The 21,503-nt window shown below is 70.2% G+C and carries 23 protein-coding genes and 1 pseudogene; 12 read left to right on the forward strand and 12 right to left on the reverse strand.

Annotation, left to right across the window (positions count from 1 at the left end; genetic code table 11):
- Positions 1-12: 12 nt before the first annotated feature.
- Positions 13-1,014, reverse strand: a complete 1,002-nt coding sequence (glpX, locus tag KNO15_RS05045) for a class II fructose-bisphosphatase (RefSeq protein WP_241702335.1) — start codon at positions 1,012-1,014, stop codon at positions 13-15.
- A 200-nt stretch (positions 1,015-1,214) separates the two neighbouring features.
- On the opposite strand from glpX, the gene fbaA reads away from it, so the two are divergent.
- Entirely contained in the window at positions 1,215-2,243 is a 1,029-nt protein-coding gene (gene fbaA / locus KNO15_RS05050; protein WP_241702336.1) for a class II fructose-bisphosphate aldolase, read from the forward strand.
- A gap of 17 nt (positions 2,244-2,260) precedes the next feature.
- Positions 2,261-2,983 carry a DUF6264 family protein gene (locus KNO15_RS05055; protein WP_241702337.1) on the forward strand — a complete coding sequence of 241 codons (723 nt, stop codon included), beginning with the start codon at positions 2,261-2,263 and terminating at the stop codon, positions 2,981-2,983.
- A gap of 4 nt (positions 2,984-2,987) precedes the next feature.
- Here the strand turns inward: KNO15_RS05055 and KNO15_RS05060 are convergent, their stop codons facing one another.
- The gene (locus KNO15_RS05060) at positions 2,988-3,860 is read right to left on the reverse strand and encodes an SDR family oxidoreductase (RefSeq protein WP_241702338.1); all 873 of its coding nucleotides are present in this window, start codon (positions 3,858-3,860) and stop codon (positions 2,988-2,990) included.
- A 95-nt stretch (positions 3,861-3,955) separates the two neighbouring features.
- On the opposite strand from KNO15_RS05060, the pseudogene KNO15_RS05065 reads away from it, so the two are divergent.
- Both KNO15_RS05065 and KNO15_RS05070 read left to right on the forward strand, forming a co-directional pair.
- A pseudogene (locus tag KNO15_RS05065) lies at positions 3,956-4,315 on the forward strand (winged helix-turn-helix transcriptional regulator); the annotation flags it as partial.
- 57 nt (positions 4,316-4,372) lie between these two features.
- Entirely contained in the window at positions 4,373-5,149 is a 777-nt protein-coding gene (locus KNO15_RS05070) for a PP2C family protein-serine/threonine phosphatase (protein WP_374113152.1), read from the forward strand.
- A 70-nt stretch (positions 5,150-5,219) separates the two neighbouring features.
- On the opposite strand, the gene KNO15_RS05075 is transcribed toward KNO15_RS05070, so the two are convergent.
- Both KNO15_RS05075 and KNO15_RS05080 read right to left on the reverse strand, forming a co-directional pair.
- Positions 5,220-5,864 (reverse strand): CDP-alcohol phosphatidyltransferase family protein, encoded by a 645-nt coding sequence (locus tag KNO15_RS05075; RefSeq protein WP_241702339.1) that lies wholly within the window; start codon positions 5,862-5,864, stop codon positions 5,220-5,222.
- A gap of 74 nt (positions 5,865-5,938) precedes the next feature.
- Positions 5,939-6,985 carry a 4-hydroxy-3-methylbut-2-enyl diphosphate reductase gene (locus KNO15_RS05080; protein ID WP_241702691.1) on the reverse strand — a complete coding sequence of 349 codons (1,047 nt, stop codon included), beginning with the start codon at positions 6,983-6,985 and terminating at the stop codon, positions 5,939-5,941.
- Positions 6,986-7,103: 118 nt separating this feature from the next.
- Here KNO15_RS05080 and xseA point away from each other — a divergent pair, with 118 nt between their 5' ends.
- Genes xseA through KNO15_RS05105 form a run of 5 tightly spaced genes read left to right on the forward strand, consistent with a single transcriptional unit; the run spans position 7,104 to position 11,427 of the window.
- A complete protein-coding gene (xseA, locus tag KNO15_RS05085) occupies positions 7,104-8,408 on the forward strand; it encodes an exodeoxyribonuclease VII large subunit (RefSeq protein ID WP_241702692.1) in 1,305 nt (434 codons plus the stop codon).
- A 10-nt stretch (positions 8,409-8,418) separates the two neighbouring features.
- Positions 8,419-8,652, forward strand: coding sequence for an exodeoxyribonuclease VII small subunit (locus KNO15_RS05090; RefSeq protein ID WP_374113141.1), 234 nt, complete (start codon positions 8,419-8,421; stop codon positions 8,650-8,652).
- On the forward strand, positions 8,649-9,320 hold the full coding sequence (locus tag KNO15_RS05095) for a DUF4245 domain-containing protein (protein WP_241702340.1): 672 nt from the start codon (positions 8,649-8,651) through the stop codon (positions 9,318-9,320). Before KNO15_RS05090 ends, KNO15_RS05095 begins: the two co-directional genes overlap by 4 nt.
- Entirely contained in the window at positions 9,321-9,989 is a 669-nt protein-coding gene (locus KNO15_RS05100) for a carbonic anhydrase (protein WP_241702341.1), read from the forward strand.
- A 31-nt stretch (positions 9,990-10,020) separates the two neighbouring features.
- Positions 10,021-11,427 (forward strand): class II fumarate hydratase, encoded by a 1,407-nt coding sequence (locus KNO15_RS05105; RefSeq protein ID WP_308220424.1) that lies wholly within the window; start codon positions 10,021-10,023, stop codon positions 11,425-11,427.
- Between the two features lie 77 nt (positions 11,428-11,504).
- Here KNO15_RS05105 and KNO15_RS05110 read toward each other — a convergent pair whose 3' ends face one another.
- The 4 genes from KNO15_RS05110 to KNO15_RS05125 form a co-directional block, all read right to left on the reverse strand.
- Positions 11,505-12,140, reverse strand: a complete 636-nt coding sequence (locus KNO15_RS05110; protein WP_241702342.1) for a prepilin peptidase — start codon at positions 12,138-12,140, stop codon at positions 11,505-11,507.
- Positions 12,141-12,301: 161 nt separating this feature from the next.
- Positions 12,302-13,651: a PhoH family protein gene (locus KNO15_RS05115; protein ID WP_374113142.1), complete on the reverse strand. Its 1,350-nt coding sequence runs from the start codon at positions 13,649-13,651 to the stop codon at positions 12,302-12,304.
- A gap of 211 nt (positions 13,652-13,862) precedes the next feature.
- Positions 13,863-14,981: an aminotransferase class V-fold PLP-dependent enzyme gene (locus KNO15_RS05120; RefSeq protein ID WP_241702344.1), complete on the reverse strand. Its 1,119-nt coding sequence runs from the start codon at positions 14,979-14,981 to the stop codon at positions 13,863-13,865.
- Positions 14,982-15,088: 107 nt separating this feature from the next.
- Positions 15,089-15,883: an isoprenyl transferase gene (locus KNO15_RS05125; RefSeq protein ID WP_241702345.1), complete on the reverse strand. Its 795-nt coding sequence runs from the start codon at positions 15,881-15,883 to the stop codon at positions 15,089-15,091.
- Positions 15,884-15,955: 72 nt separating this feature from the next.
- Here KNO15_RS05125 and trhA point away from each other — a divergent pair, with 72 nt between their 5' ends.
- Positions 15,956-16,759 carry a PAQR family membrane homeostasis protein TrhA gene (gene trhA / locus KNO15_RS05130; protein ID WP_241702346.1) on the forward strand — a complete coding sequence of 268 codons (804 nt, stop codon included), beginning with the start codon at positions 15,956-15,958 and terminating at the stop codon, positions 16,757-16,759.
- A gap of 10 nt (positions 16,760-16,769) precedes the next feature.
- Here the strand turns inward: trhA and KNO15_RS05135 are convergent, their stop codons facing one another.
- Positions 16,770-17,036, reverse strand: coding sequence for a hypothetical protein (locus KNO15_RS05135; protein ID WP_241702347.1), 267 nt, complete (start codon positions 17,034-17,036; stop codon positions 16,770-16,772).
- Between the two features lie 135 nt (positions 17,037-17,171).
- On the opposite strand from KNO15_RS05135, the gene KNO15_RS05140 reads away from it, so the two are divergent.
- Positions 17,172-17,633, forward strand: a complete 462-nt coding sequence (locus tag KNO15_RS05140; RefSeq protein ID WP_241702348.1) for a DUF4307 domain-containing protein — start codon at positions 17,172-17,174, stop codon at positions 17,631-17,633.
- 124 nt (positions 17,634-17,757) lie between these two features.
- Complete coding sequence (gene greA, locus KNO15_RS05145; RefSeq protein WP_241702349.1) at positions 17,758-18,249, forward strand: transcription elongation factor GreA; 492 nt, start codon at positions 17,758-17,760, stop codon at positions 18,247-18,249.
- 72 nt (positions 18,250-18,321) lie between these two features.
- Here greA and ilvA read toward each other — a convergent pair whose 3' ends face one another.
- Genes ilvA through KNO15_RS05160 form a run of 3 tightly spaced genes read right to left on the reverse strand, consistent with a single transcriptional unit; the run spans position 18,322 to position 21,497 of the window.
- On the reverse strand, positions 18,322-19,587 hold the full coding sequence (gene ilvA, locus KNO15_RS05150; protein ID WP_241702350.1) for a threonine ammonia-lyase: 1,266 nt from the start codon (positions 19,585-19,587) through the stop codon (positions 18,322-18,324).
- A 56-nt stretch (positions 19,588-19,643) separates the two neighbouring features.
- On the reverse strand, positions 19,644-20,864 hold the full coding sequence (locus KNO15_RS05155; RefSeq protein ID WP_241702351.1) for an AI-2E family transporter: 1,221 nt from the start codon (positions 20,862-20,864) through the stop codon (positions 19,644-19,646).
- Positions 20,865-20,909: 45 nt separating this feature from the next.
- Positions 20,910-21,497 carry a hypothetical protein gene (locus tag KNO15_RS05160; RefSeq protein WP_241702352.1) on the reverse strand — a complete coding sequence of 196 codons (588 nt, stop codon included), beginning with the start codon at positions 21,495-21,497 and terminating at the stop codon, positions 20,910-20,912.
- Positions 21,498-21,503: the final 6 nt, after the last annotated feature.

Raw genomic sequence — 21,503 nt, forward strand, 5'->3', positions numbered from 1 at the left:
ATCGGGGCCGGCTCAGAGCTCGTCGGGCGACAGCCACTTCTCTGCGAGGTGGTCGGCGGAGACGCGACGGATGGTGCCCGACTTGGAGCGCAGCACGATCGACTCGGTGCGGATGATCGGGCCCTTGCGACGCACGCCCTCCACCAGGCCGCCATCGGTGACGCCGGTCGCGACGAAGAAGGTGTTGTCGCCCTTGACCAGGTCGTCTGCGCCGTAGACGCGGTCCATCTCGAGGCCGGCGGCGATCCCGGCGGCGCGCTCCGCTTCGTCCTTCGGCGCCAGCCGACCCTGCATGAAGCCGCCGATCGCCTTGATCGCACAGGCCGTGGTGATGCCTTCCGGGCTGCCGCCGATGCCGACGCACAGGTCGATGCGCGACTCGTAGCGCGCCGCATTGATCCCGCCGGCCACGTCGCCGTCGAGCATCAGCCGGGTGCCTGCGCCGGCCGCGCGGATCTCCTCGATCAGACCCTCGTGCCGCGGCCGGTCCAGCACGGCAACGCGGATCTCGCCCACCGGCTTCCCCTTCGCCTTCGCCAGCTCCCGGATGTTGTCGCCGATCGGCTGCGACAGGTCGACCACCCCGCGCCCCTCCGGCCCGGTGACGATCTTGTCCATGTAGAAGACGCTGGAGGCGTCGAGCATCGTGCCGCGGTCGGACACCGCGATCACCGAGAGCGCGTTCTGGCGCCCGGCGGCGGTCAGCGAGGTGCCGTCGATCGGGTCGACGGCGATGTCGCACGCCGGTCCACGGCCGTTGCCGACGTGCTCGCCGTTGAAGAGCATCGGGGCGTTGTCCTTCTCGCCCTCGCCGATCACGATCAGCCCGTCGAAGTTCACCGTCCCCAGGAACTTGCGCATCGCATCCACCGCCGCACCGTCGGCCGCGTTCTTGTCGCCTCGCCCGATCCAGGGTGTCGCCCGGATCGCAGCCGCCTCCGTCGCCCTCACCAGCTCCATCGCCAGGTTCCGATCGGGGTGCAGGAAGAGGGTTGCGGTGTCGGTGCTGGTCATGATGGGTCCTCCCGGACGAATCGAGGTGGACACCGCCGAATTCGAACGACGGTGTCAGCCGCCGGACGACGGCGATGCCAGTGTATCCACGCGCGGTCACCGCGCGCCCCCACCCGGGTGAACGTTCATCGACAGCAGGGCGCTCCGGCCGCCTCGGTATGATGAGACCCGTTCGACACACCGATCCTCAAGGAGCCGCAATGCCCATTGCCACGCCGGACCAGTACGCAGAGATGCTCGACAAGGCGAAGGCGGGCGGGTTCGCGTATCCCGCGTTCAACGTCTCGTCGTCGCAGACCATCAACGCGGTGCTCCAGGGCCTCACCGAAGCGGGCAGCGACGGCATCATCCAGGTCACCACCGGTGGCGCCGACTACTTCGCGGGCCAGACGGTCAAGGCCCGCGCGACGGGCGCGCTGGCGTTCGCCAAGTTCGCGACCGAGGTCGCCAAGAACTATCCGGTGACGGTCGCGCTGCACACCGACCACTGCCCGAAGAACGCCCTCGACGACTTCGTGCTGCCGCTCATCGCCGCCTCCGAAGAGGAGGTGCGCGCCGGCCGCAATCCGATCTTCCAGTCGCACATGTGGGACGGCTCGGCCGTGCCGCTCGCCGAGAACCTGGAGATCGCGCAGGAGATGATCAAGCGCACCAAGGCCATCAACGCCATCCTCGAGGTCGAGATCGGCGTCGTCGGCGGCGAGGAGGACGGCGTGCGCCACGAGGGCTCCAACGAGGCCCTCTACACGACCCTCGGCGACGTGGAGCAGGCTGTCGAGGCCCTCGGCCTCGGCGAGAACGGCCGCTACATGGCCGCGCTGACCTTCGGCAACGTGCACGGTGTCTACAAGCCGGGCAACGTGAAGCTGCGCCCGGAGCTCCTCAAGGAGATCCAGGACGGCCTGGCCGCCAAGTACGGCACCGGCCCGAAGCCGCTCGACCTCGTCTTCCACGGCGGCTCCGGCTCGACCGACGAGGAGATCGCCGAGGCGGTGCGCAACGGCGTCGTCAAGATGAACATCGACACCGACACCCAGTACGCCTTCACCCGGTCGATCGCCGGCTACATGATGTCCAACTACGACGGCGTCCTCAAGGTGGACGGCGAGGTCGGCAACAAGAAGCTGTACGACCCGCGCGCCTGGGGCAAGGTCGCCGAGACGGCGATGGCCGCCCGCGTGATCGAGGCGACGCAGCAGCTGGGCAGCGCCGGGCACTCCGGCAAGTAGTCCAGAAGGCAGGGGGGATGAGCGAGCACGAGCCGGAGAAGCGGCCGGACGAACGTCCGCGCCCCCAGTACGGCGAGCTCGCCCCTCCCGGCTGGGTGTGGCGTCCACCGCAGGATGCCGACCGCCTGGACACCACGCACCACAGTCCGGCGGCGTCGGAGGTCGAGCAGCATCCTCCCGCGCCGCCGCAACCGCCGGCGGGGCCGGGTCACGACGGTCACGGACCGCACAGTCCCGGCCCGCAGCTGCGCGCCGACGCGCCGCGTTGGAACCTCACCTTCACCGTTCTGCTGCTGGTGATCGGGTTCTTCGGCATGTCGTACTCGATCGGCACGTTGCAGGCGCTGCCCGCCGCGATGATGCTGATGCACACGTCGCAGAATCTCGGCGCGTACGTGCAGGACCCGTCGGTCGCGCCACTGATCACGGCGGGCACCATCGCGATGGCGGGCATCTGGGCGATCTCGGCCGGCCTGTCGGTCTGGCTCCTGGTGCAGAAGCGGTTGGCGTTCTACGTCCCGCTGATCGCGGGCGTCGTCGCACTGATCGCGCTCTTCGTGATCCTCGGGATCATCCTCTCGACCGACCCGGTGCTGATCGATTTCTACAGCGGGATCTCACCGACCCCGGCGCCGAGCACGCCTGCTCCGACGAGCCCGGCACCGACACCGTCGACACCGGTCCCGACACCCACGACGACGACAGGGGCGTCGACGGTAGGGGTGTCGGCTTCGGCCTGAATGCTCAGGCCGCGCTGGCGGCCTCCCGCGCCTCGGCCAGTCCGGTGGCCAGCGGCGTGGTCGGGCGCCCGATGAGCTCGCTCAGCGTGCCGGTCACCTCGGCGAGCGCGCCGTCGCGGATGTTGCCGTCGAGGGCGACGACGAAGCCGGCCGTCCCCTCGTCGAGGCCCGCCTCGCGCAGGGCCGCCGCGTGCTCCTCCGGCGTCACCGACCGGTAGCCGACGGGTCGACCGAGCAGCTCGCCGATCACCGTGGCGAGGTCGTCGAACGTCCAGGCGACGTCGCCGCCCAGCTCGTAGACGGCGCCCTCGTGCCCGTCCGTGGTGAGAACGACGGCCGCCGCCTCCGCGTAATCCTTGCGGGAGGCGGAGGCCACCCGTCCGGCGGCGGCGCTGCCGACGAGCTCCCCCGTGGCCGCCGCGGTGTCGACCTGGCCGGTGTAGTTCTCGGTGTACCAGTTGTTGCGCAGCACCGTCACCGGGAGGCCGGAGGCCGCCAGCAGGCGCTCGGTCTCGGCGTGCTCTGGCGCGAGGATCAGGTCGGTGTCGGTCGCGCGCGGTGCGCTCGTGTAGACGATCCGGCCGACGTTCGAGCGCGCCGCCGCCTCGATGGCGTTGCGGTGCTGCGGGATGCGCTGGCCGACCTCCGAGCCGGACACCAGGAGGAGGGCGTCCGCGTCGGCGAAAGCCGCGTCGAGGGTCTCCGGGCGCTCGAAGTCGATGACGGCTGTCTGCACGCCGAGGGCGGCGAGGGGTGCCAGGCGCTCGGCGCTGCGCCCGGCGGCGCGGATCTCGGCGGCGGGCACGCCGCGCTCGAGGAGCGAGTCGACGGTGAGGCGGCCCAGGTGTCCGGTTGCTCCGGTGACGACGATGGTCATGGGGGTGGTTCCTTTCGTTCGGTCCTCCTTCGCAACCGCTGGGAAGGCGCCATACTTCCCTGTCGGAGGTACCCACTTTTCGGTAAGTTACTGACGTGGACACCAGATTCCCGTCATTCGAGGCCCTCGGCTTCACGGACGGCGTGCTCCCGTCGGAGTGCCCGTCGCGCATCGTGCTCAACCACGTCACGAGCACCTGGGGCGTTCTCGTGCTCGTCGCCCTCGCCCGCAGCGACCTCCGCTGGGGCGAACTGCGACGGACAGTGCAGGGCATCAGTGAGAAGATGCTCGCGCAGACCCTGCGCACCCTCGAGCGGGACGGCTTCGTGCTGCGCACCGCGCAGCCCACCGTCCCGCCGCGCGTCGACTACAGCCTGACCGGCCGGGGCAGGGAGGTCACCGCGCACCTGCTCCCGCTCATGCAGTGGATCGCGGGCAACGCCGACGACATCCTCACCGGCGTCCCGCCCGCACCGCCCGCTCCCCTCGGCTTCGAGACGGGTCAGGCCTCGATCAGCGGCGACTACCGGGACGGCAACGAGGACTCCCTGTACGCGTCCTCCTGGTCGGCGTTCGTCGCCGACGGTGTCGGCGGCCACGCCGCGGGCGAGGTGGCGTCGGCCACCGTCGCGATCCGGCTGGCGTCGATGCTGGACGCGACGGAGGGCCGTCTCCCCGGTGAGGACCGTCTCCGCGAGCTCGTCGCGATCGCCAACGCCGACCTCGCGCTGCGGGTGCGGATGGACTCCACGCTCGCGGGGATGGCGACGACGCTCGTCGGCCTGTTCTCCGGCGGCGAGCAGGTGCTCGTCGCCCACACCGGCGACTCACGCGCCTACCGCCTTCGCGACGGCAGCCTGGCGCAGGTCACGGAGGACGACTCACTGGTGCGCGAGCTGCTGGCGTCCGGCGCGATCGTCGAGGCGGAGGTCGCCGATCATCCGCTGCGCTCGGTCGTGACCCACGTGCTGGGCGGCGACCCCGAGGACGCCGCCGCGCTGCACGTGTCAGCGGAACCGCTCCGGCGCGGCGACCGCTGGCTGCTGGCGAGCGACGGTCTCACCGACTACGTGCCCGTCGCGGAGGTCGCAGAGACGTTGGATGCGGCGGCCGGCCCGCAGGACGCCGCGGACGCCCTCGTCGCGCTGGCGTTGCGCTACAGCGCCCGCGACAACGTGTCGGTGGTGGTCGCCGATGTCGTCGAACTCACCGACCCGCCCGCGTATCACCCGGCGTTCGGCGGGTCGGCCGCCGCCGATCCGGCGTCGTCCCGCACGCTGGAGGTCTGACCGGGCGAGTGGCCGTACGGGCCGGGAAGCGCGACCGGCGGCGACGCCGGCCCAGCGCGTCGGTCCGGCCTCAGGGCGCGGGCGTTCGTGCTTCGAGGGCCGGGCTGCCCACCAGGAGCGCCCACCCGTACTGCGCGCCCGCGACGAGGTGGCCGGCCGCCCCGAGCGCGAGCAGCACGCCGGCCGTCACGGTGAGCGGTGGCGAGTCGAGCGCGGGCGGGGCGGCGAGGATCAGCAGCGGGAACCCGGTCAGCAGCAACGCCGTGCGGAGTTTGCCGATCCGGGTCGGCCGGAGGATGCGGCCGGCCTGCGGGCGGATCAGGACGAGGCAGCCCAAGACCAGCTCGGGCGTCACCAGCACCCCTGCGAACCACCACGGCACGAGCCCGAACGCTGCGCAGCTGACGACGATGACGATCACGCCGACCCGGTCGAACAACGGGTCGAGGCACTGGCCCAGCCGCGACACCAGGCCGAGTCGCCTGGCGAGGTAGCCGTCGACCCAATCGCTCAGCCCGATGACCGCCAGGGTGACGAGCGCCCACCCGTACGAGTCGACGGCGAGCAGGACGACGAAGACGGGCAGCAGGAGGCCGCGGACGTAGGTCACCAGGTTCGGGAGCAGGAACCACTGGTCGCGGAACCCCGACAACAGCCGCCCGGCCGTTCCACCCGGGTCCGACCCCCGATTGACGTTGATCCCCCGACGACGCATGTAGCGAGCGTAGCGCTCTGGTCATCAGATATTTCAGCTCAGGGCGATTTGCCAGTATTGAGGGGCGGCGCGCGTCAGTTGCCGCGACCACCCAGCGCCCGCGCGTCCTGGCGGCCGGTGATGTCCTTGCGGAGCTCCTTGGGCAAGGAGAACATGAGGTCCTCCTCGGCCGTCTTGACCTCCTGCACCTCGGAGTAGCCCGCGCCGGAAAGATCCGCGAGGACCTCCTGCACCAGCACTTCCGGCACGGACGCGCCGCTGGTCACGCCGACGGTCGCGACGCCCTCGAGCCACTCCTGGCGGATCTCGCTCGCGTAGTCGACGCGGTAGGCCGCCTTCGCGCCGTACTCGAGCGCGACCTCCACGAGGCGCACCGAGTTGGACGAGTTCGCGGAGCCGACCACGATCACGAGGTCGGCGTCCTCCGCCACCTTCTTGATCGCGACCTGGCGGTTCTGCGTCGCGTAGCAGATGTCGTCGCTGGGCGGGTCCTGGAGGTTCGGGAACCGCTCGCGGAGCCGGCGCACGGTCTCCATGGTCTCGTCGACCGACAGCGTCGTCTGCGACAGCCAGACCACCTTGTCCGGGTCCTTCACCTCGATGCGGTCGACATCGTCGGGGCCGTTCACGAGCGTGACGTGGTCGGGCGCCTCACCCGCGGTGCCCTCGACCTCCTCGTGGCCCTCGTGGCCGATGAGGAGGATCTCGTAGTCGTCGCGGGCGAACCGCACGGCCTCGCGGTGCACCTTGGTGACCAGCGGGCAGGTGGCGTCGATCGCGAGGAGGCCACGGTCGGCCGCGGCGTTCACGACGGCGGGCGACACCCCGTGCGCGGAGAACACGACGTGCGCGCCCGTCGGCACCTCGTCGACCTCGTCGACGAAGATCGCGCCCTGCTGCTCGAGCTCGGAGACGACGTGCACGTTGTGCACGATCTGCTTGCGCACGTATACCGGAGCCCCGTAGTGCTCGAGCGCCTTCTCCACAGCGACGACCGCGCGGTCGACTCCTGCGCAGTACCCGCGCGGGGCTGCCAGCAGCACGCGCTTGTGTCCCTGGACCGGGATATCCTGAAGCCGCCCGCGCGCACCGGCGTCCCGCTTGACGGGGATCCGGGGCATGGGGAGGCTGATGGTCGCGTCGCTCACTCCTCGATCGTACGCGGAGCGCGCTGAAGAACGAATGGGAGGCCGGGTGGCACAGGTCGCAGGCAGCACGCCGACGACGAACACGCCGACGATGACGCCAGGGCCGCCGACCCTCGACGCCCCGTGGCCGGTCGCGCTGCTCGCCGACCGCATCCGCGGCTGGATCGACCGCCTCGGCACCGCGTGGGTGGAGGGCGAGATCACCCAGTGGGGCGTCTCGGGCGGCAACGTCTACGGCAAGCTCAAAGACCTGCGCGAGGACGCGACGATCTCGTTCACCATCTGGTCGTCGGTGCGCGCCCGCATCCCCGCCGATCTCAAGCAGGGCGACCGGGTGATCGCCGCCGTCAAGCCCAACTACTGGGTCAAGGGCGGGAGCCTCACCATGCAGGTCTCCGACATGCGGCACGTGGGCCTCGGCGACCTCCTCGAGCGCCTCGAACGGCTGCGCGCGCAGCTGACGGCCGAGGGGCTGTTCGCGGCGGATCGCAAGAGGCGCCTCCCGTTCCTGCCGCACACGATCGGGCTGGTCACCGGCAAAGACTCCGACGCCGAGAAGGACGTGCTCCGCAACGCGCAGCTGCGCTGGCCGGCGGTGCGGTTCCGCGTGGTCCACGCCGCGGTCCAGGGCGACAGGACGCCGACGGAGGTGGTCGCGGCGATCCGCACCCTCGACGCCGATCCCGACGTGGAGGTCATCATCGTCGCGCGCGGCGGCGGCGACTTCCAGAACCTCCTGGGCTTCAGCGACGAGCGGGTGGTACGCGCTGCTGCGGAGGCCCGCACCCCGATCGTGAGCGCGATCGGCCACGAGGCCGACCGCCCGCTGCTCGACGACGTCGCCGACCTGCGCGCCTCCACCCCCACCGACGCCGCGAAGCGCGTCGTGCCCGACGTCGCGGAAGAGCTTGCCCGCGTGCAGCAGGCGCGCTCCCGCATCGGGATGCGGCTCACCCACCTGCTGAACCACGAGATCGACCGCATCGGCCATCTGCGCACTCGCCCCGCGCTCGCGTCGTCGGGCTGGATCATCGACTCGCGCGCGCAGGAGCTCACCCGGCAGGTCGCCCGTGGCGCCGAGCTCGTGGAGCGCCTGGCCGATCGCGAGACCACGCGCATCGCGAACCTGCGCGGACGGCTGCGCGCGCTGTCCCCGCAGGGCACGCTCGACCGCGGGTACGCGATCGTGCAGAACGCGGCCGGCCACGTCGTCGGCACGCCCGGCGAAGCGCCGGAGGGCGCCGTGGTGCGCGTCACGGTGGCGGGAGGCGCGTTCGCCGCCACGGCTGGCGAACGGCTGGCGTCGCCCGCGACCGGGGGAAGCGCCGACCGGGCCGACGAGGATCGAACCGATCGGACCCGGACCGATCCAGCGGCCGCCCAGCGAGACAAATAGAATGGGGACCATGCCCACCTCCGAGATCAGCGCGCTCACCTATGAGGAAGCGCGTGACGAGCTCATCCGCGTCGTCGGGGAGCTGGAGCAGGGCTCCATCACCCTCGAGGAATCGATCGCGCTCTGGGAGCGCGGGGAGGCCCTGGCGCGCCACTGCGAGGAGTGGCTGATCGGAGCGAAGGCGCGGCTCGACGCCGCTCGCGCCGGCGCGGTCGCCGAGGCGTCGGGAGCGCCTGGCGAATGAGCCCTCGCACCAAGCCCCCGGCGGTCGTCGCCGAGCTCGGGCGTCCGGAGACGCCGGAGGAGACGGCTGCGCGCAAGGCGCAGAACTCGGCGGACCATCGCAATCGGCAGACGGTCAACAACCTCGTCTACTCCCTCATCGCGACGGTGGCGCTGGTCGCCGTGATCGTCCTGATCGTGCCGCGTGGCAATCCGACGGCGTCGGCTCCCCCAGTCGACTACGCCGCGGTCGCACAGCAGGCGCAGGGCAGCGAGCCTGACCGGCTGCTCGTGCCGGAGCTCCCCTCCGGGTGGAAGTCCAACAGCGCGCAGCTGCGCACCAAGACCTCCGACGGCGTCGACGCCTGGTACATCGGCCTCCTCACGCCCAAGGGCCAGTACATCGGCATCGTCCAGGGCTTCGACGCCAACGACAGCTGGGTCGCCGACCAGGTGAACCGCACCCGCATCGCGGGCACCCGCGACATCGACGGCGTGAAGTGGGACGTCTACGACAACCGTTCGGCGGGCTCCAGCGCGGGCAACGTCGCGTACGCGCTGGCCACGACCGCCGGGAAGAGCACGGTCGTCGTCCTCGGCACCGCGAGCGACGACGAGTTCGCGACGGTCGCCTCGTCGCTGACCGGCCAGCTGCACGACCTCGGATCCCCGACCCCAGGAGGTAAGTAGATGCCGACGACCCGCCCAGGCCGCGTCTGGAAGGAACTGCTGGCCGGCAACGAGCGCTTCGTCTCCGGCGCTCCCCAGCACCCGCGTCAAGACGTGGAGCGGCGAGAGACGCTGGCCCAGGGGCAGAACCCGGTCGCGGCCATCTTCGGTTGCGCCGACTCGCGCCTCGCCGCCGAGATCATCTTCGACCTCGGTCTCGGCGACGCCTTCGTGGTCCGCAACGCCGGCCAGGTGGCCTCCGACTCGGCGATCGCCTCGCTCGAGTACGCCGTGGCCGTCCTGAACGTCCCGCTCATCCTGGTGCTCGGTCATGACGCGTGCGGGGCGGTCGCCTCCGCCATCGCGTCCCAGGCCGCCGGCGCCGATCCGCTGCCACCGCACATCGCACAGCTCATCGCGCCGATCGTGCCGGCGGTGCACCGCGTGGCGGGAACGGCCGCCGACCAGCCTGTCGTCCCGTCCGAGGTCGACGCGTCAGAGGTCGGCAAGGAGCACCTGCGCGACACCGTGGGCGAGCTGCTGGCGCGCTCCGAGATCCTCAGCGACGCCGTCGCCGCCAACCTCCTCGCCATCGTCGGGGCGAACTACCGTCTCCAAGAAGGTCGGGTCGTTCCCGACGCCGTCGTCGGTATGGCCGAACCGGTCGCCGACTCATCGCACGGGCGCTGACGCGCTCGAGCCCAGAAAGGACAAACACACCGTGGTGGACACCCAGGCGGGTACCGAATACCGCATCGAGCACGACACGATGGGCGAGGTGCGGGTTCCCGCAGCCGCCCTCTACGGCGCGCAGACGCAGCGCGCCGTCGAGAACTTCCCGATCTCGGGATCGGTTCTCGAGCCGGCTCAGATCGCCGCGCTCGCCCGCATCAAGAAGTCGGCCGCGCTCGCCAACGCGCGCCTCGGCGTCCTCGACGCCGATGTCGCCGAGGCCATCGCCTCCGCCGCGGACGAAGTCGTCAGCGGCGCGCACAACGGGGACTTCCCGATCGACGTGTACCAGACCGGTTCCGGCACGTCGTCGAACATGAACATGAACGAGGTGCTGGCGACGCTGGCGACCCGCCGGCTCGGCCGTCCGGTGCACCCGAACGACCAGGTCAACGCCTCGCAGTCGTCGAACGACGTCTTCCCCACCTCCGTGCACATCGCCGTCACTGGTGCCCTGATCGACGACCTCATCCCGGCGCTCGACCACCTCGCGGTGGCGCTCGAAGAGAAGGCGGAGCTGTGGGCCACCGCCGTCAAGTCGGGCCGCACCCACCTCATGGACGCCACCCCGGTCACGCTCGGACAGGAGTTCGGCGGCTACGCTGCGCAGATCCGCTACGGCATCGAGCGTGTCCAGGCGGCGCTGACGCGCGTCGCCGAGGTCCCGCTCGGCGGCACCGCCGTCGGAACCGGCATCAACACCCCGCTCGGCTTCCCGCAGCTCGTGATCGAGCTGCTGACCGCCGAGACGGAGCTGCCGATCACCGAGGCCCGCAACCACTTCGAGGCCCAGGCCAACCGCGACGCCCTCGTGGAGGCCTCCGGCGCCCTGCGCACGATCGCCGTCAGCCTGACCAAGATCTGCAACGACCTCCGCTGGATGGGTTCCGGCCCCAACACCGGCCTCGGCGAGCTGCACATCCCCGACCTGCAGCCCGGATCGTCGATCATGCCGGGCAAGGTCAACCCCGTCATCCCGGAGGCCGTGCTGATGGTCGCCGCCCGTGTCGTCGGCAACGACGCCACCATCGCCTGGAGCGGTGCGTCCGGCCTCTTCGAGCTCAACGTGGCGATCCCGGTCATGGGAACCGCCCTGCTGGAGTCGATCCGTCTGCTGACGCAGGCGAGCCGGGTGCTCGCCGACAAGACGGTCACGGGCCTCGAGGCCAACCTCGACCGCGCCCGCGCGTTCGCCGAGTCGAGCCCGTCGATCGTGACGCCGCTCAACCGGGTCATCGGCTACGAGGCCGCGGCCAAGGTCGCCAAGCACGCCGTCGCGCAGGGCATGACCGTGCGGGAGGCCGTGATCGACCTCGGCTTCGTCGAGCGCGGCGAGGTCACCGAGGAGCAGCTCGACTCGGCACTCGACGTGCTGAGCATGACCCACCCGGGCTGATCCCGGACGAGCAGCGCTCTCCGATCCGTTCGACCGAGGCGCCCCTCCCCGCTGCGGGAGGGGCGCCTCGTCGCACCTCACCAGCCGAGTGCGACGGCCCAGAACACCGCGAGCAGAACGGGCCCGAACGGCAGGTCGTCCGCGATGGCGGGCCTGTGCGCGCCCTTCCCCCGCGCCGTGCCCTCCGCCCGCCCTGCGCCCGCCGCTCCCGCTCCCCTTCCCGCTCCCCGGGACCGCACCACGATGCCGGCCGCGAGCGCGCCGAGGACGAGCGATCCGACCACCAGCGAGCACACTGCCCCGAGTACGGCGGCCGCGGGCTCCGCCTCCGGAGGCGCCCGTTCGGTCACCAGCGCGGCCAGAGCGGCCGCGAGCACGGCGGCCAGCTTCACATCGCCCATCCCGAGTCCGCCGCCGGACGCGAGCACCAGGAACACGGCCAGCACACCGAGCCCGCCCAGCGCCGCAGCCACCATCACGATCGGGCCGCCACCGCTCAATGCGCTCCACACGGCCCCCACGCCGACGAAGGCGACTCCCGGCAGCACCAGCGCATCGGGCAGCCGTCGTTCCCGAAGGTCGTACTGCACCAGGGCGGCCGTCACGGCGGCCACGTAGAGCGTGCCCACCGCGGCCGGTCCAGCGTCGCGTGCCCCCAGCAGAGCGACGCCCAGACCGGCCGCGAGAGCGATCCGGATCGGTGTTTCCCCCATGACCACACGCTAGGCGTGCGTCCCTGGCGGGATCACGATTCCACAGGGAATACCTGAATCCCAGGATTCCCCACAATGAGGCGGATTCTTTCACCCGAGCCTTCATCAAGGCCCGTCACGCATCAAGGCCCGTCACGCATCAAGGCCCGTCGCGCACCGGCTCAGGCGAGTTCGTTGCCCTCCAGCATCTCCGTCACGAGCGCCGCGATCGCCGACCGCTCCGAGCGGGTCAGGGTGATGTGCGCGAACAGCGGGTGACCCTTCAGCGTCTCGATCACCGAGGCGACGCCGTCGTGTCGGCCGACGCGCAGGTTGTCACGCTGGGCCACGTCGTGCGTCAGGACGACCCGCGAGTTCTGGCCGACACGGCTCAGCACCGTGAGGAGCACGTTGCGCTCCAGCGACTGCGCCTCGTCCACGATCACGAAGGCATCGTGGAGCGAACGGCCGCGGATGTGGGTCAGCGGCAGCACTTCCAGGATTCCCCGGTCCAGCACCTCGTCCAGCACGTTCTGCGAGACGAGCGCGCCGAGGGTGTCGAAGACCGCCTGACCCCAGGGATTCATCTTCTCGCCCTGGTCGCCGGGAAGGTAGCCGAGCTCCTGGCCGCCCACCGCGTAGAGCGGCCGGAAGACCATGATCTTCTTGTGCTGCTGGCGCTCCAGCACAGCCTCCAGCCCGGCGCACAACGCGAGCGCCGACTTGCCGGTACCGGCGCGACCGCCGAGCGACAGGATCCCCACCTCGGGGTCGAGCAGGAGGTCGATCGCCAGCCGCTGCTCCGCGCTGCGGCCGTGCAGTCCGAAGACGTCGCGGTCGCCGCGGACCAGCTTGACCTCACCGGCCGCCACGACGCGACCGAGGGCGGATCCGCGGTCGGAGTGCACGATGAGGCCGGTGTTCACGGGGAGACCGTCGATTAGCGGAGTGCGCATCCACTCCTCCTCGTAGAGGTCGCTCATCTGGTCGCTGCCGAGCGAGATCTCTGCGAGCCCGGTCCAGCCGCTGTCGACGACCTGCTCGTGCCGGTACTCCTCGGCCGCCAGACCGATCGACGAGGCCTTCACACGCATGGGGAGGTCCTTGGAGACGACCGTGACGGCCAGACCGTCGTTCGCGAGGTTCATCGCGACCGCGAGGATGCGGGAGTCGTTGTCGCCGAGCTGCATCCCGCTCGGCAGTACCGACATGTTGGAGTGGTTGAGCTCCACGCGCAGCGAGCCGCCGTCGCCGACCGGGATCGGGAAGTCGAGCCGCTCGTGCTGGACGCGCAGGTCGTCCAGGTTGCGCAGCGCTTGCCGCGCGAAGTATCCGATCTCCGGATCGTTCCGCTTGCCCTCCAGCTCGCTCACGACGACGACAGGGATGACGACAGCGTGCTCGGCGAACCGGAAGATCGCCTTGGGGTCGGACAGCAGCACCGACGTGTCGAGCACGTATGTGCGCTCGCTCTGACGGATGCCGCTCGATGCCGACTCGAACTGCCGGGTTCCTGATTCAGCCACGACCACTCCCACCCCGCCGCTCCGCTTCCGCAGGAGCCGGCGGATACTTTGGCGAGCCGGCCAGTGGGTTCCGAAACGAACTTATGTGGCCGTCTCGATCGGGCGCCGTGCCCGATGAGTCGAACGTACGCCGCACCGCCGACACGAGGAGTCCCGACGACCGCGTGTCGCGTTTCGTTCAGGTGAACATTCGCCCCCAGTTGTGGGAGGCGCGCGATCAGGCGGCCGAGGCGTACGAGGTCAGAGCTGCCCGCAGCATGTCGAGCGTCTCCTCCGTGGTTCCCGCGTGCACGCTGATCCGTGCGCTGGTCGTGCGGATCTTGGCCGTCACCCCGTGGTTGAACAGGGAGGCCGCGAGCACCGTGAGCTGCTCCGGCAGCGGCTCCAGCACGACGATCCCCGCCCGCTCGGCGGCGTTGCGCGACGACGCGACGGGCACGGCGAACTCGTCGGCCAGGTCGATCACCTGCTCGGCGAGGTCGGAGATCGCGGCGGAGATCGCCGCGACGCCGACCGCCGCGGTCTCCTCCAGCGCGGCGGCGAATCGCGCCTCGGCCACCGGGTCGGCGTTCGAGACGGTGAACGCGGACGCGTTCCGAGCAGGGTCGACGACCTCGTCCCAGAGCTCCCCCGCGCCGGTGCCGACCCAGCCGCTGAACACGGGCGTCAGGTGCTCGATCGCCCGCTCGCTGAGCGCGAGGAAGCCCGTTCCCCAGCCCGCACGCGTCCACTTCTGGCCGCCGGAGACGACGACGTCGGCGACCTCGTACGGTGCGTCCACCACGCCGAACCCCTGGATGGCGTCGACGATGAGGAGGCGGTCGCCGATCACCTGACGGATCCCGTCGATGTCGGCGAGATAGCCGGTGCGTGAGTCGACGAGGCTCACCATCACCGCGCTGGTCGTGTCGGTGATCTGCTCCTTGAGCTGCGCAGGCGTCACACGGCCGTGGTCGGTCTCGAGCCAGACCGGGGTCACGACGTGCATCGCCTGGGCTGCGCGGACGGCGGCGTACGTCACGCTCGGGAACTCGCCGGACGACAGCAGCACCTCCCCTCCGGTCAGTCCGAAGGCGGCGTGCATGAGTCCGGTCGACGCGTTGGGCTGGAAGGCGATCTGGCCCGCGGGGAAGCCGGTGAGGGCGGAGACCGCCTCGCGCACGCGCTCGTTCTCGGCGTGCATCCGCTCGATGGTGCCGAATCGCGCTTTCGCGAGCACCTCGTACTGTCCGAGCAGCTCGGCGCGCACCGCCGTCGACAGCGGTCCCACGCGCCCGTAGTCCAGGTAGCCGGGCTCCTCGCCGAATCCGGCGGCGAACTCCTCGATCGTCGTCATCGTGACCTCCGGGACCATCCTGCCCGGTGCGCGACGGTCACGACGAATCGGAGCCGATCCGATCGCCGTTCACGCTCAGGATCACCCGCAGCGGGTCGAGCGCGAGCTCACGAGCCGTAGCGGCGCTGGCGGCGCGAGTAGTCGCGCATGGCGCGCAGGAAGTCGACCTGCCGCAGGTCGGGGCCGAGCGCCTCCACGAAGTAGAACTCGCTGTGCGCGCTCTGCCACAGCATGAAATCGCTCAGCCGCTGCTCGCCGGACGTGCGGATGACGAGGTCCGGGTCGGGCTGACCACCGGTGTAGAGGTGGGCGCCGATGAGGTCGGGGGTGAGAAGATCCGCCAGCGTCTCCAGACTGCCGCCCTCGGCATGATGGGCCGCGACGATGCTGCGCATGGCGTCGGTGATCTCCTTGCGGCCGCCGTAGCCGACGGCCAGGTTGACGTGCATCCCCGTGCGTCCCGCTGTGCGCTTCTCGCCGTCGGCGAGCGCCTGCACCAGTCGCTCCGGGAGGCCGGCAGTCGAGCCCACGTGCTTGATACGCCAGTCGCGGTAGCGCGACAGGTCGTCCGCGAGCTGGGCGATGATCTCGATCAGGTCGGTCAGCTCCGAGCTGTCTCGGTTGGTCAGGTTGTCCGACGACAGCAGGTAGAGGGTCACCACCTCGATGCCGAGGTCGTCGCACCACTCCAGGAACTCGCGCATCTTGGCCGCGCCCGCGCGGTGGCCGTGCGCCGGCGTCGTCAGGCCGGCCTGACGCGCCCACCGCCGGTTGCCGTCGATGATCATCGCGACGTGCCGCGGCAGCGACTCCGGGCCGAGCCCGGCGAGATAGCGTCGCAGCCGTTTCTGGTACAGCCCGTAGAGCAGCCCGTTGGCCGTCTCGGAACTCCGTCTGCTCACGGAGCTACGTTAGCGCGGCGCGCGAGGCACGTCTCTCAGCATCCGGCCACCCGTCTCCCCTACTCTTGCTCCATGACACCGCGAAACGCCCCCGAGCCAGAGGATGTCGCCGAGTTGCTCGCCGAGCCGGCCGCCGACCTCCAGCCCGCCGACGTCGCGGTCAAGGAAGACGATTCGCGCGGCCCGGGGCTTCCCAACATCCCGCTCCTCGACGCCTCTCCCGCGAATCCCGCCGACATCAAGCCGACCTGGCGCGGCTGGATCCACGCCGGCACGTTCCCGGTCACCATCGCCGCGGGCATCGTGCTCATCTCCCTGGCTCACGGCGCCCCGGCCAAGTGGGCGTCAGCGGTCTTCATGCTGACGTCGATGCTACTGTTCGGCAACTCGGCCCTGTACCACCGCTTCAACTGGAAGCCGCGCACGAAGGTCATCCTCAAGCGCATCGACCACGCCAACATCTTCCTGCTGATCGCCGGCACCTACACGCCGCTCGCCGTCCTGGCCCTCCCACCGCAGAAGGGCATCCTGCTGCTCTGCATCGTCTGGGGAGGCGCCCTCCTCGGCATCGGCTTCCGCGTCTTCTGGATCACCGCGCCGCGATGGCTCTACGTGCCGATCTACCTGCTGCTCGGGTGGGCGGCGATGATGTACATCGTCGACCTGGTGAACGCCAACGTCGCGATGATGGTGCTGGTGTGCGTCGGTGGAGTCTTCTACACGATCGGCGCCGTGATCTACGGCATCAAGCGTCCGAACCCCATCCCCGGGGTGTTCGGCTTCCACGAGATCTTCCACACGCTGACGGTGCTGGCGTTCCTGTGCCATTGGACGGCGACCCTGCTGATCGCGCTGCATCCCGCCTACAACGGCTGAGGACGGTTCGTCAGGAGGAGGCCGACGGCCCCTGCTCGTCGTCTCCGGCTGCGGTCTGCTCCGCATCCAGCTTCTCGGCGATCTCTGCCCGGTAGCGCACGCGGCGGATGCGCCGCGTCATGTCGATCACGAGCAGCACGGCGGCCACGGCGATCAGGAACGTGACGGTGAAGCCCACGACGCCCGGCGTCACCTGGTCTTCGTTCGGGCCGGACGTCGGTGTCGGGGTCGGCGTCGCGGCCAGCCAGATGCCGGCCTTGAGCAGCAGCTCAGGCATGGGAAAGTTCGCTTTCAGTCGGGAGGCGAGTAGGTTGCGAAGCGCGATTCACAGCTTCGTCTCCTAGTCTTGTCTCAGCCTACCGTCGCCCGGACGGCGGGTCTGAACACCCACCGAGAGGCGGACCGCGAGGCGATGGCACGCGAGACCCAGAAGCCATCGGCGCAGCAGCCATCGGCGCAGCAGCCATCGGCCGCCCCCGAGTCCCCCACCCTCCAGTCCCGCTACGGTCGCACGCCCGACCGGCGCCGCCGCGATCGCTGGCTCCTCATCAGTGGTGCGCTCGCCGTCGTGGCCGTCGTCACCGCGTGGGTGTTATGGGCCGGCTGGGACAACAACCAGGCCGACCTGGAGGCCACCGACACCGCGTACAGCATCCCCGACGCGCACCACGTCGAGATCACGTTCACGATCAACGCGCAGCCGGGAACTCCGGTCACCTGCGCCATCCAGGCACTCAACAGCGACTACGCGATCGTGGGCTGGCGGATCGTGAGCTATCCCGCCGCCGACGCGCGCGTGACGACGCACACCGAGACGATCCGGACCATCGCTCAGAGCAACACGGGTTTGATTAACACCTGCTGGCTGACCTAACATTCTCTGGATACGCCCCGGCCGAGGCCGGGGCGTCTACTTTACCCACCGGAAGGTTCTACACACCGGCTCCGGCCGGCCATCAGCCGAAGCGGTCCACACCGCAGGCGCGAAGGAGTTCACCATGTCCCAGGAGTCTCAGGTCACCTTTCTGACCCAGGACGCGTACGACCGTCTCTCGGCCGAACTCGAGGAGCTCAGCGTCAACGGCCGTAACGAGATCGCGAAGCGCATCGAGGCGGCCCGCGAGGAGGGCGACCTCAAGGAGAACGGCGGCTACCACGCCGCCAAGGACGAGCAGGGCAAGATCGAGGCCCGCATCGTGCAGCTGACCAACCTGTTGCGCAGCGCGACCGTCGGCGAGGCGCCGGAGAGCCACGGCGTCGTGGAGCCCGGGACCGTCATCACGGCGACGATCGCCGGAGACGAGAGCGTCTTCCTGATCGGCAACCGCGAGATCGCGGCCGGCACCGACCTCCCCGTCTACAGCGAGCAGAGCCCGCTCGGCTCCGCGATCCTCGGCCTCAAGGTCGGCGACAAGACCGAGTACACCGCGCCCAACGGCCGTCAGATCGCCGTGGAGATCGCCAAGGTTGACACCTACGCTGGCCGGTAACCCGCGAGTACGGCCGAATTCAGCCGAGAACCGCCGAGTGCGCAGACGATCTGCGGACTCGGCGGTTTTGCGTCAGTCCTCCTTGAGGACGGGGTCGTAGCCGGCCTGGCGAAGCGCGTGGATGACCTGCTGGCGGTGCTCGGTGCCGCGCGTCTCGACGGAGAGATCGAGCTCGACCTGGCTGAGCTGCAGGCCGTTCCCGTGCCGGGTGTGCAGCACCTCCACGACGTTGGCGTTCACGCCGGCGAGGATCTCGGCGATCCGGGCGAGCTGGCCCGGGCGGTCGGGCAGCATGATCGTCAGGCGCAGGTAGCGGTCGGCCGCCGCGAGACCGTGCGCGATCACGCGCTGCATCAGAAGCGGGTCGATGTTGCCGCCCGAGAGGATCGCGACGACCGAGCCTTCCGCGTCGGCCGGGACGAGTCCCGCGAGGATCGCGGCGACACCGGCGGCGCCAGCCGGCTCCACGACGAGCTTCGCCCGCTCCAGGAGCACCAGCAGCGCTCGGGCGATGTCGTCTTCTGTGACGGTGACGACCGCGTCGACCGCATCACGCACGATCGCGAAGTTGAGGATGCCCGGCTTGCTCACGGCGATGCCGTCGGCGATGGTGGCGACGAGCCCGATCTCGGTCGGCTCCCCGGCCTCCAGCGAGGCCGGATAGGCGGCGGCGTTGGCCGCCTGCACGCCGATCACCCGGATGGTCCGGCCCTCGAGCGCTGCGCGCTGCTTGACGGCGCTCGCCACGCCGGAGATGAGCCCGCCTCCGCCGATCGGCACGACGATGGTCGACACGTCCGGAACCTCGTCGAGGATCTCGAGCCCGAGCGTGCCCTGCCCCGCGATCACGTCCGGGTGGTCGAACGGCGGGATGAACACGGCGCCGGTCTCCGCCGCGAAGTCGGCGGCGGCGCGCAGTGTCTCGTCGACGATGCTGCCGCTGAGGACCACGTCGGCGCCGTACGCCCGAGTGGCCTGGAACTTGGGGATCGCGACGCCGACCGGCATGAAGATGGTGGCGTGGATGCCGAGCTCGCGCGCTGCGAAGGCGACGCCCTGCGCGTGGTTGCCGGCCGACGCGGCGACGACGCCGCGCTCCCGCTCCTCGGCGGTCAGCTTCGAGAGCCGGTGGTATGCCCCGCGGATCTTGTACGAACCGGTCCGCTGGAGGTTCTCGCACTTGAGGATCACCGGCGACCCGATCACATCGGTGAGGTACCGGGAGGTCTCGATCGGCGTCGGCTGCGCGACCAGCCCGACGATCGCACGGGCCGCTTCGATCTCGTCGAGGCTGGGGCCGGCGAACGGAGTACGCGTCGATTCGGTCGCGGTGTCCACCTGCACAGCCTACTCGCGGTCATATACCGCCGGATGTATGCGATTCACGAGAGAGCCTAGGGCCGGCGGAGCGGCCTCGGCACGGTCTCCCAGATCGCACCGGGCGGTGCCTCCAGGGGCTCGGGAGGCGTGTCCTTCCAGGCTCCCGACGAGACGTAGTGCACCATCACGTTGAGCACAGCGACGAACGGCACGGCGAACAGGGCGCCGGGGATGCCGGCGAGCAGCGACCCGGCCGCGACGGCCAGGACGACCGCGAGCGGATGGACCTTGACGGCGGTGCCCATGATGAGCGGCTGCAGCACGTGTCCCTCGATCTGCTGCACCAGCAGCACGATCCCGAGCATGATCAGGGCGAAGACCCAGCCCTTGAAGACGAGCGCGATGAAGACCGCGAGCGCCCCGGTGATCACGGCGCCGACGATCGGGATGAACGAGCCGAGGAACACCAGGACCGCGATCGGGATGACCAACGGGAGGCCGAGGAAGAAGGCTCCGAGACCGATTCCGAGGGCGTCGATGGAGGCCACGAGCACCTGCACCTTGGCGAAGTTGCGAAGGGTCGTCCAGCCGGCCCGGCCGGCGCCGTCGACCGCGCTGCGCGCCGACTTCGGGAAGACGCGCACGACCCACCCCCAGATGCTGCGCCCGTCGATGAGGATGAACAGCACGCTGAACAGCGTCAGCAGGGCGCCGGTGAGCACGTGGCCCAGCGTCGACCCGATCGAGAGGGCGCCGGAGATGAAGACCTGGCTGTCCTGCTGGAGCGATGTCCAGATCGACTGGAACGCGCTGTCGATCTGGTCGGCGGTGAGGCCGAGCGGACCGGTGGTGAGCCACCTGCGGAACTGGTCGAACGCCGCGACCGACTGGGTCTGCAGCTCGTGGCTCTGCCGGGTGACCTGCCAGATCGCGAGATAGAAGAGACCGCCGACCACGACGATCAGTGTGACGAGGGTGGCGACGATCGCCAGCCAGGACGGCCAGCGATGGCGGATCAGGAAGTCCTTGAACGGCACGAGCAGCGCGGCGAGGAGGACCGCGATGAGGACCGGGATGACGATGAGCCGCAGCTGAACGATCAGGAAGATCGCGACGGCGATCACCGCGCCTATGACGAGGAGACGCCAGGACCACGCGCCCGCGAGGCGCACCCCGCGCGGCAGCGTCTCGTCGACGGGCTCTGCGGGCGTCGCGAGGTCGCGTCGGCGCCTCAGGAAGCGCGCCTTGACCGACGGGCTGGGGTCTTGCGGTGCCGGGGCGTCGCTTTCTGCCATGCCCGTCAGTCTAGGGGCGCTGCCGTGCGGATCCTGAGGACCCGCTCAGGGTTCGAACACCAGCGGCGGGTGTTCGATCGAGGTGGAGAACCACGACCAGGACGGCCCGGACGACGTCTGCTGGATCGAGGCGTAGGTCGGCTGCCCCGGTGGGACGTTCTGCAGACCGACCGACACGGACACGTTGCCGTTGACGGTCGTGACTCCGGTTCCGGTGACGCTGCCCGCGCCGGCGTACGCGCCGACCGAGAGCGAGAGCGGCCCGCTCGTCGAGATGAGGAACGAGAGGACGTAGTCCGCCACACCGGTCGCCCCGTAGGCTCCCGGGTCGAAGTGCACGGAGACACCGGGGCCTCCGGAGGGGACCTGCCGGAACGTGAACGAGGCGTACGGCGTTCCCGAGGTGTCGGTCTGCATGATGTCGGACGCGATCAGCGTCAGATTCGTACGGCCCTTCCCGACGGTGTGGGTCGGGCTGATGGTGTCGATGGGGAAGAAGAAGGGCGGCCAGTGCAGGATGTCGCCCGGACGGATCCGAGTGACCACGTCACTCGGCGAGAGGGTCTTCACGAAGGATGAGGGGTCGATGGCGTCCGAGACTTCGGCGTCCGCCCCCGGGACGATGCCAGACATGAGGAT

The organism is Leifsonia shinshuensis, assembly GCF_022606355.1.
GTDB classification, from domain to species: Bacteria; Actinomycetota; Actinomycetes; order Actinomycetales; family Microbacteriaceae; genus Leifsonia; species Leifsonia shinshuensis_B.

Bases quoted from the DNA above. Each gene is read 5' to 3' on its own strand.
- KNO15_RS05060 (WP_241702338.1), bottom strand. From the start codon at position 3,860: ATGACCATCGTCGTCACCGGAGCAACCGGACACCTGGGCCGCCTCACC.
- trhA (WP_241702346.1), top strand. From the start codon at position 15,956: ATGACACCGCGAAACGCCCCCGAGCCAGAGGATGTCGCCGAGTTGCTC.
- KNO15_RS05140 (WP_241702348.1), top strand. From the start codon at position 17,172: ATGGCACGCGAGACCCAGAAGCCATCGGCGCAGCAGCCATCGGCGCAG.
- KNO15_RS05135 (WP_241702347.1), bottom strand. From the start codon at position 17,036: ATGCCTGAGCTGCTGCTCAAGGCCGGCATCTGGCTGGCCGCGACGCCG.
- KNO15_RS05160 (WP_241702352.1), bottom strand. From the start codon at position 21,497: ATGTCTGGCATCGTCCCGGGGGCGGACGCCGAAGTCTCGGACGCCATC.
- greA (WP_241702349.1), top strand. From the start codon at position 17,758: ATGTCCCAGGAGTCTCAGGTCACCTTTCTGACCCAGGACGCGTACGAC.
- KNO15_RS05055 (WP_241702337.1), top strand. From the start codon at position 2,261: ATGAGCGAGCACGAGCCGGAGAAGCGGCCGGACGAACGTCCGCGCCCC.
- KNO15_RS05110 (WP_241702342.1), bottom strand. From the start codon at position 12,140: ATGGGGGAAACACCGATCCGGATCGCTCTCGCGGCCGGTCTGGGCGTC.
- KNO15_RS05075 (WP_241702339.1), bottom strand. From the start codon at position 5,864: ATGCGTCGTCGGGGGATCAACGTCAATCGGGGGTCGGACCCGGGTGGA.
- KNO15_RS05080 (WP_241702691.1), bottom strand. From the start codon at position 6,985: ATGCCCCGGATCCCCGTCAAGCGGGACGCCGGTGCGCGCGGGCGGCTT.
- KNO15_RS05095 (WP_241702340.1), top strand. From the start codon at position 8,649: ATGAGCCCTCGCACCAAGCCCCCGGCGGTCGTCGCCGAGCTCGGGCGT.
- KNO15_RS05120 (WP_241702344.1), bottom strand. From the start codon at position 14,981: ATGACGACGATCGAGGAGTTCGCCGCCGGATTCGGCGAGGAGCCCGGC.
- xseA (WP_241702692.1), top strand. From the start codon at position 7,104: ATGACGCCAGGGCCGCCGACCCTCGACGCCCCGTGGCCGGTCGCGCTG.
- glpX (WP_241702335.1), bottom strand. From the start codon at position 1,014: ATGACCAGCACCGACACCGCAACCCTCTTCCTGCACCCCGATCGGAAC.
- KNO15_RS05090 (WP_374113141.1), top strand. From the start codon at position 8,419: ATGCCCACCTCCGAGATCAGCGCGCTCACCTATGAGGAAGCGCGTGAC.
- KNO15_RS05100 (WP_241702341.1), top strand. From the start codon at position 9,321: ATGCCGACGACCCGCCCAGGCCGCGTCTGGAAGGAACTGCTGGCCGGC.
- KNO15_RS05155 (WP_241702351.1), bottom strand. From the start codon at position 20,864: ATGGCAGAAAGCGACGCCCCGGCACCGCAAGACCCCAGCCCGTCGGTC.
- fbaA (WP_241702336.1), top strand. From the start codon at position 1,215: ATGCCCATTGCCACGCCGGACCAGTACGCAGAGATGCTCGACAAGGCG.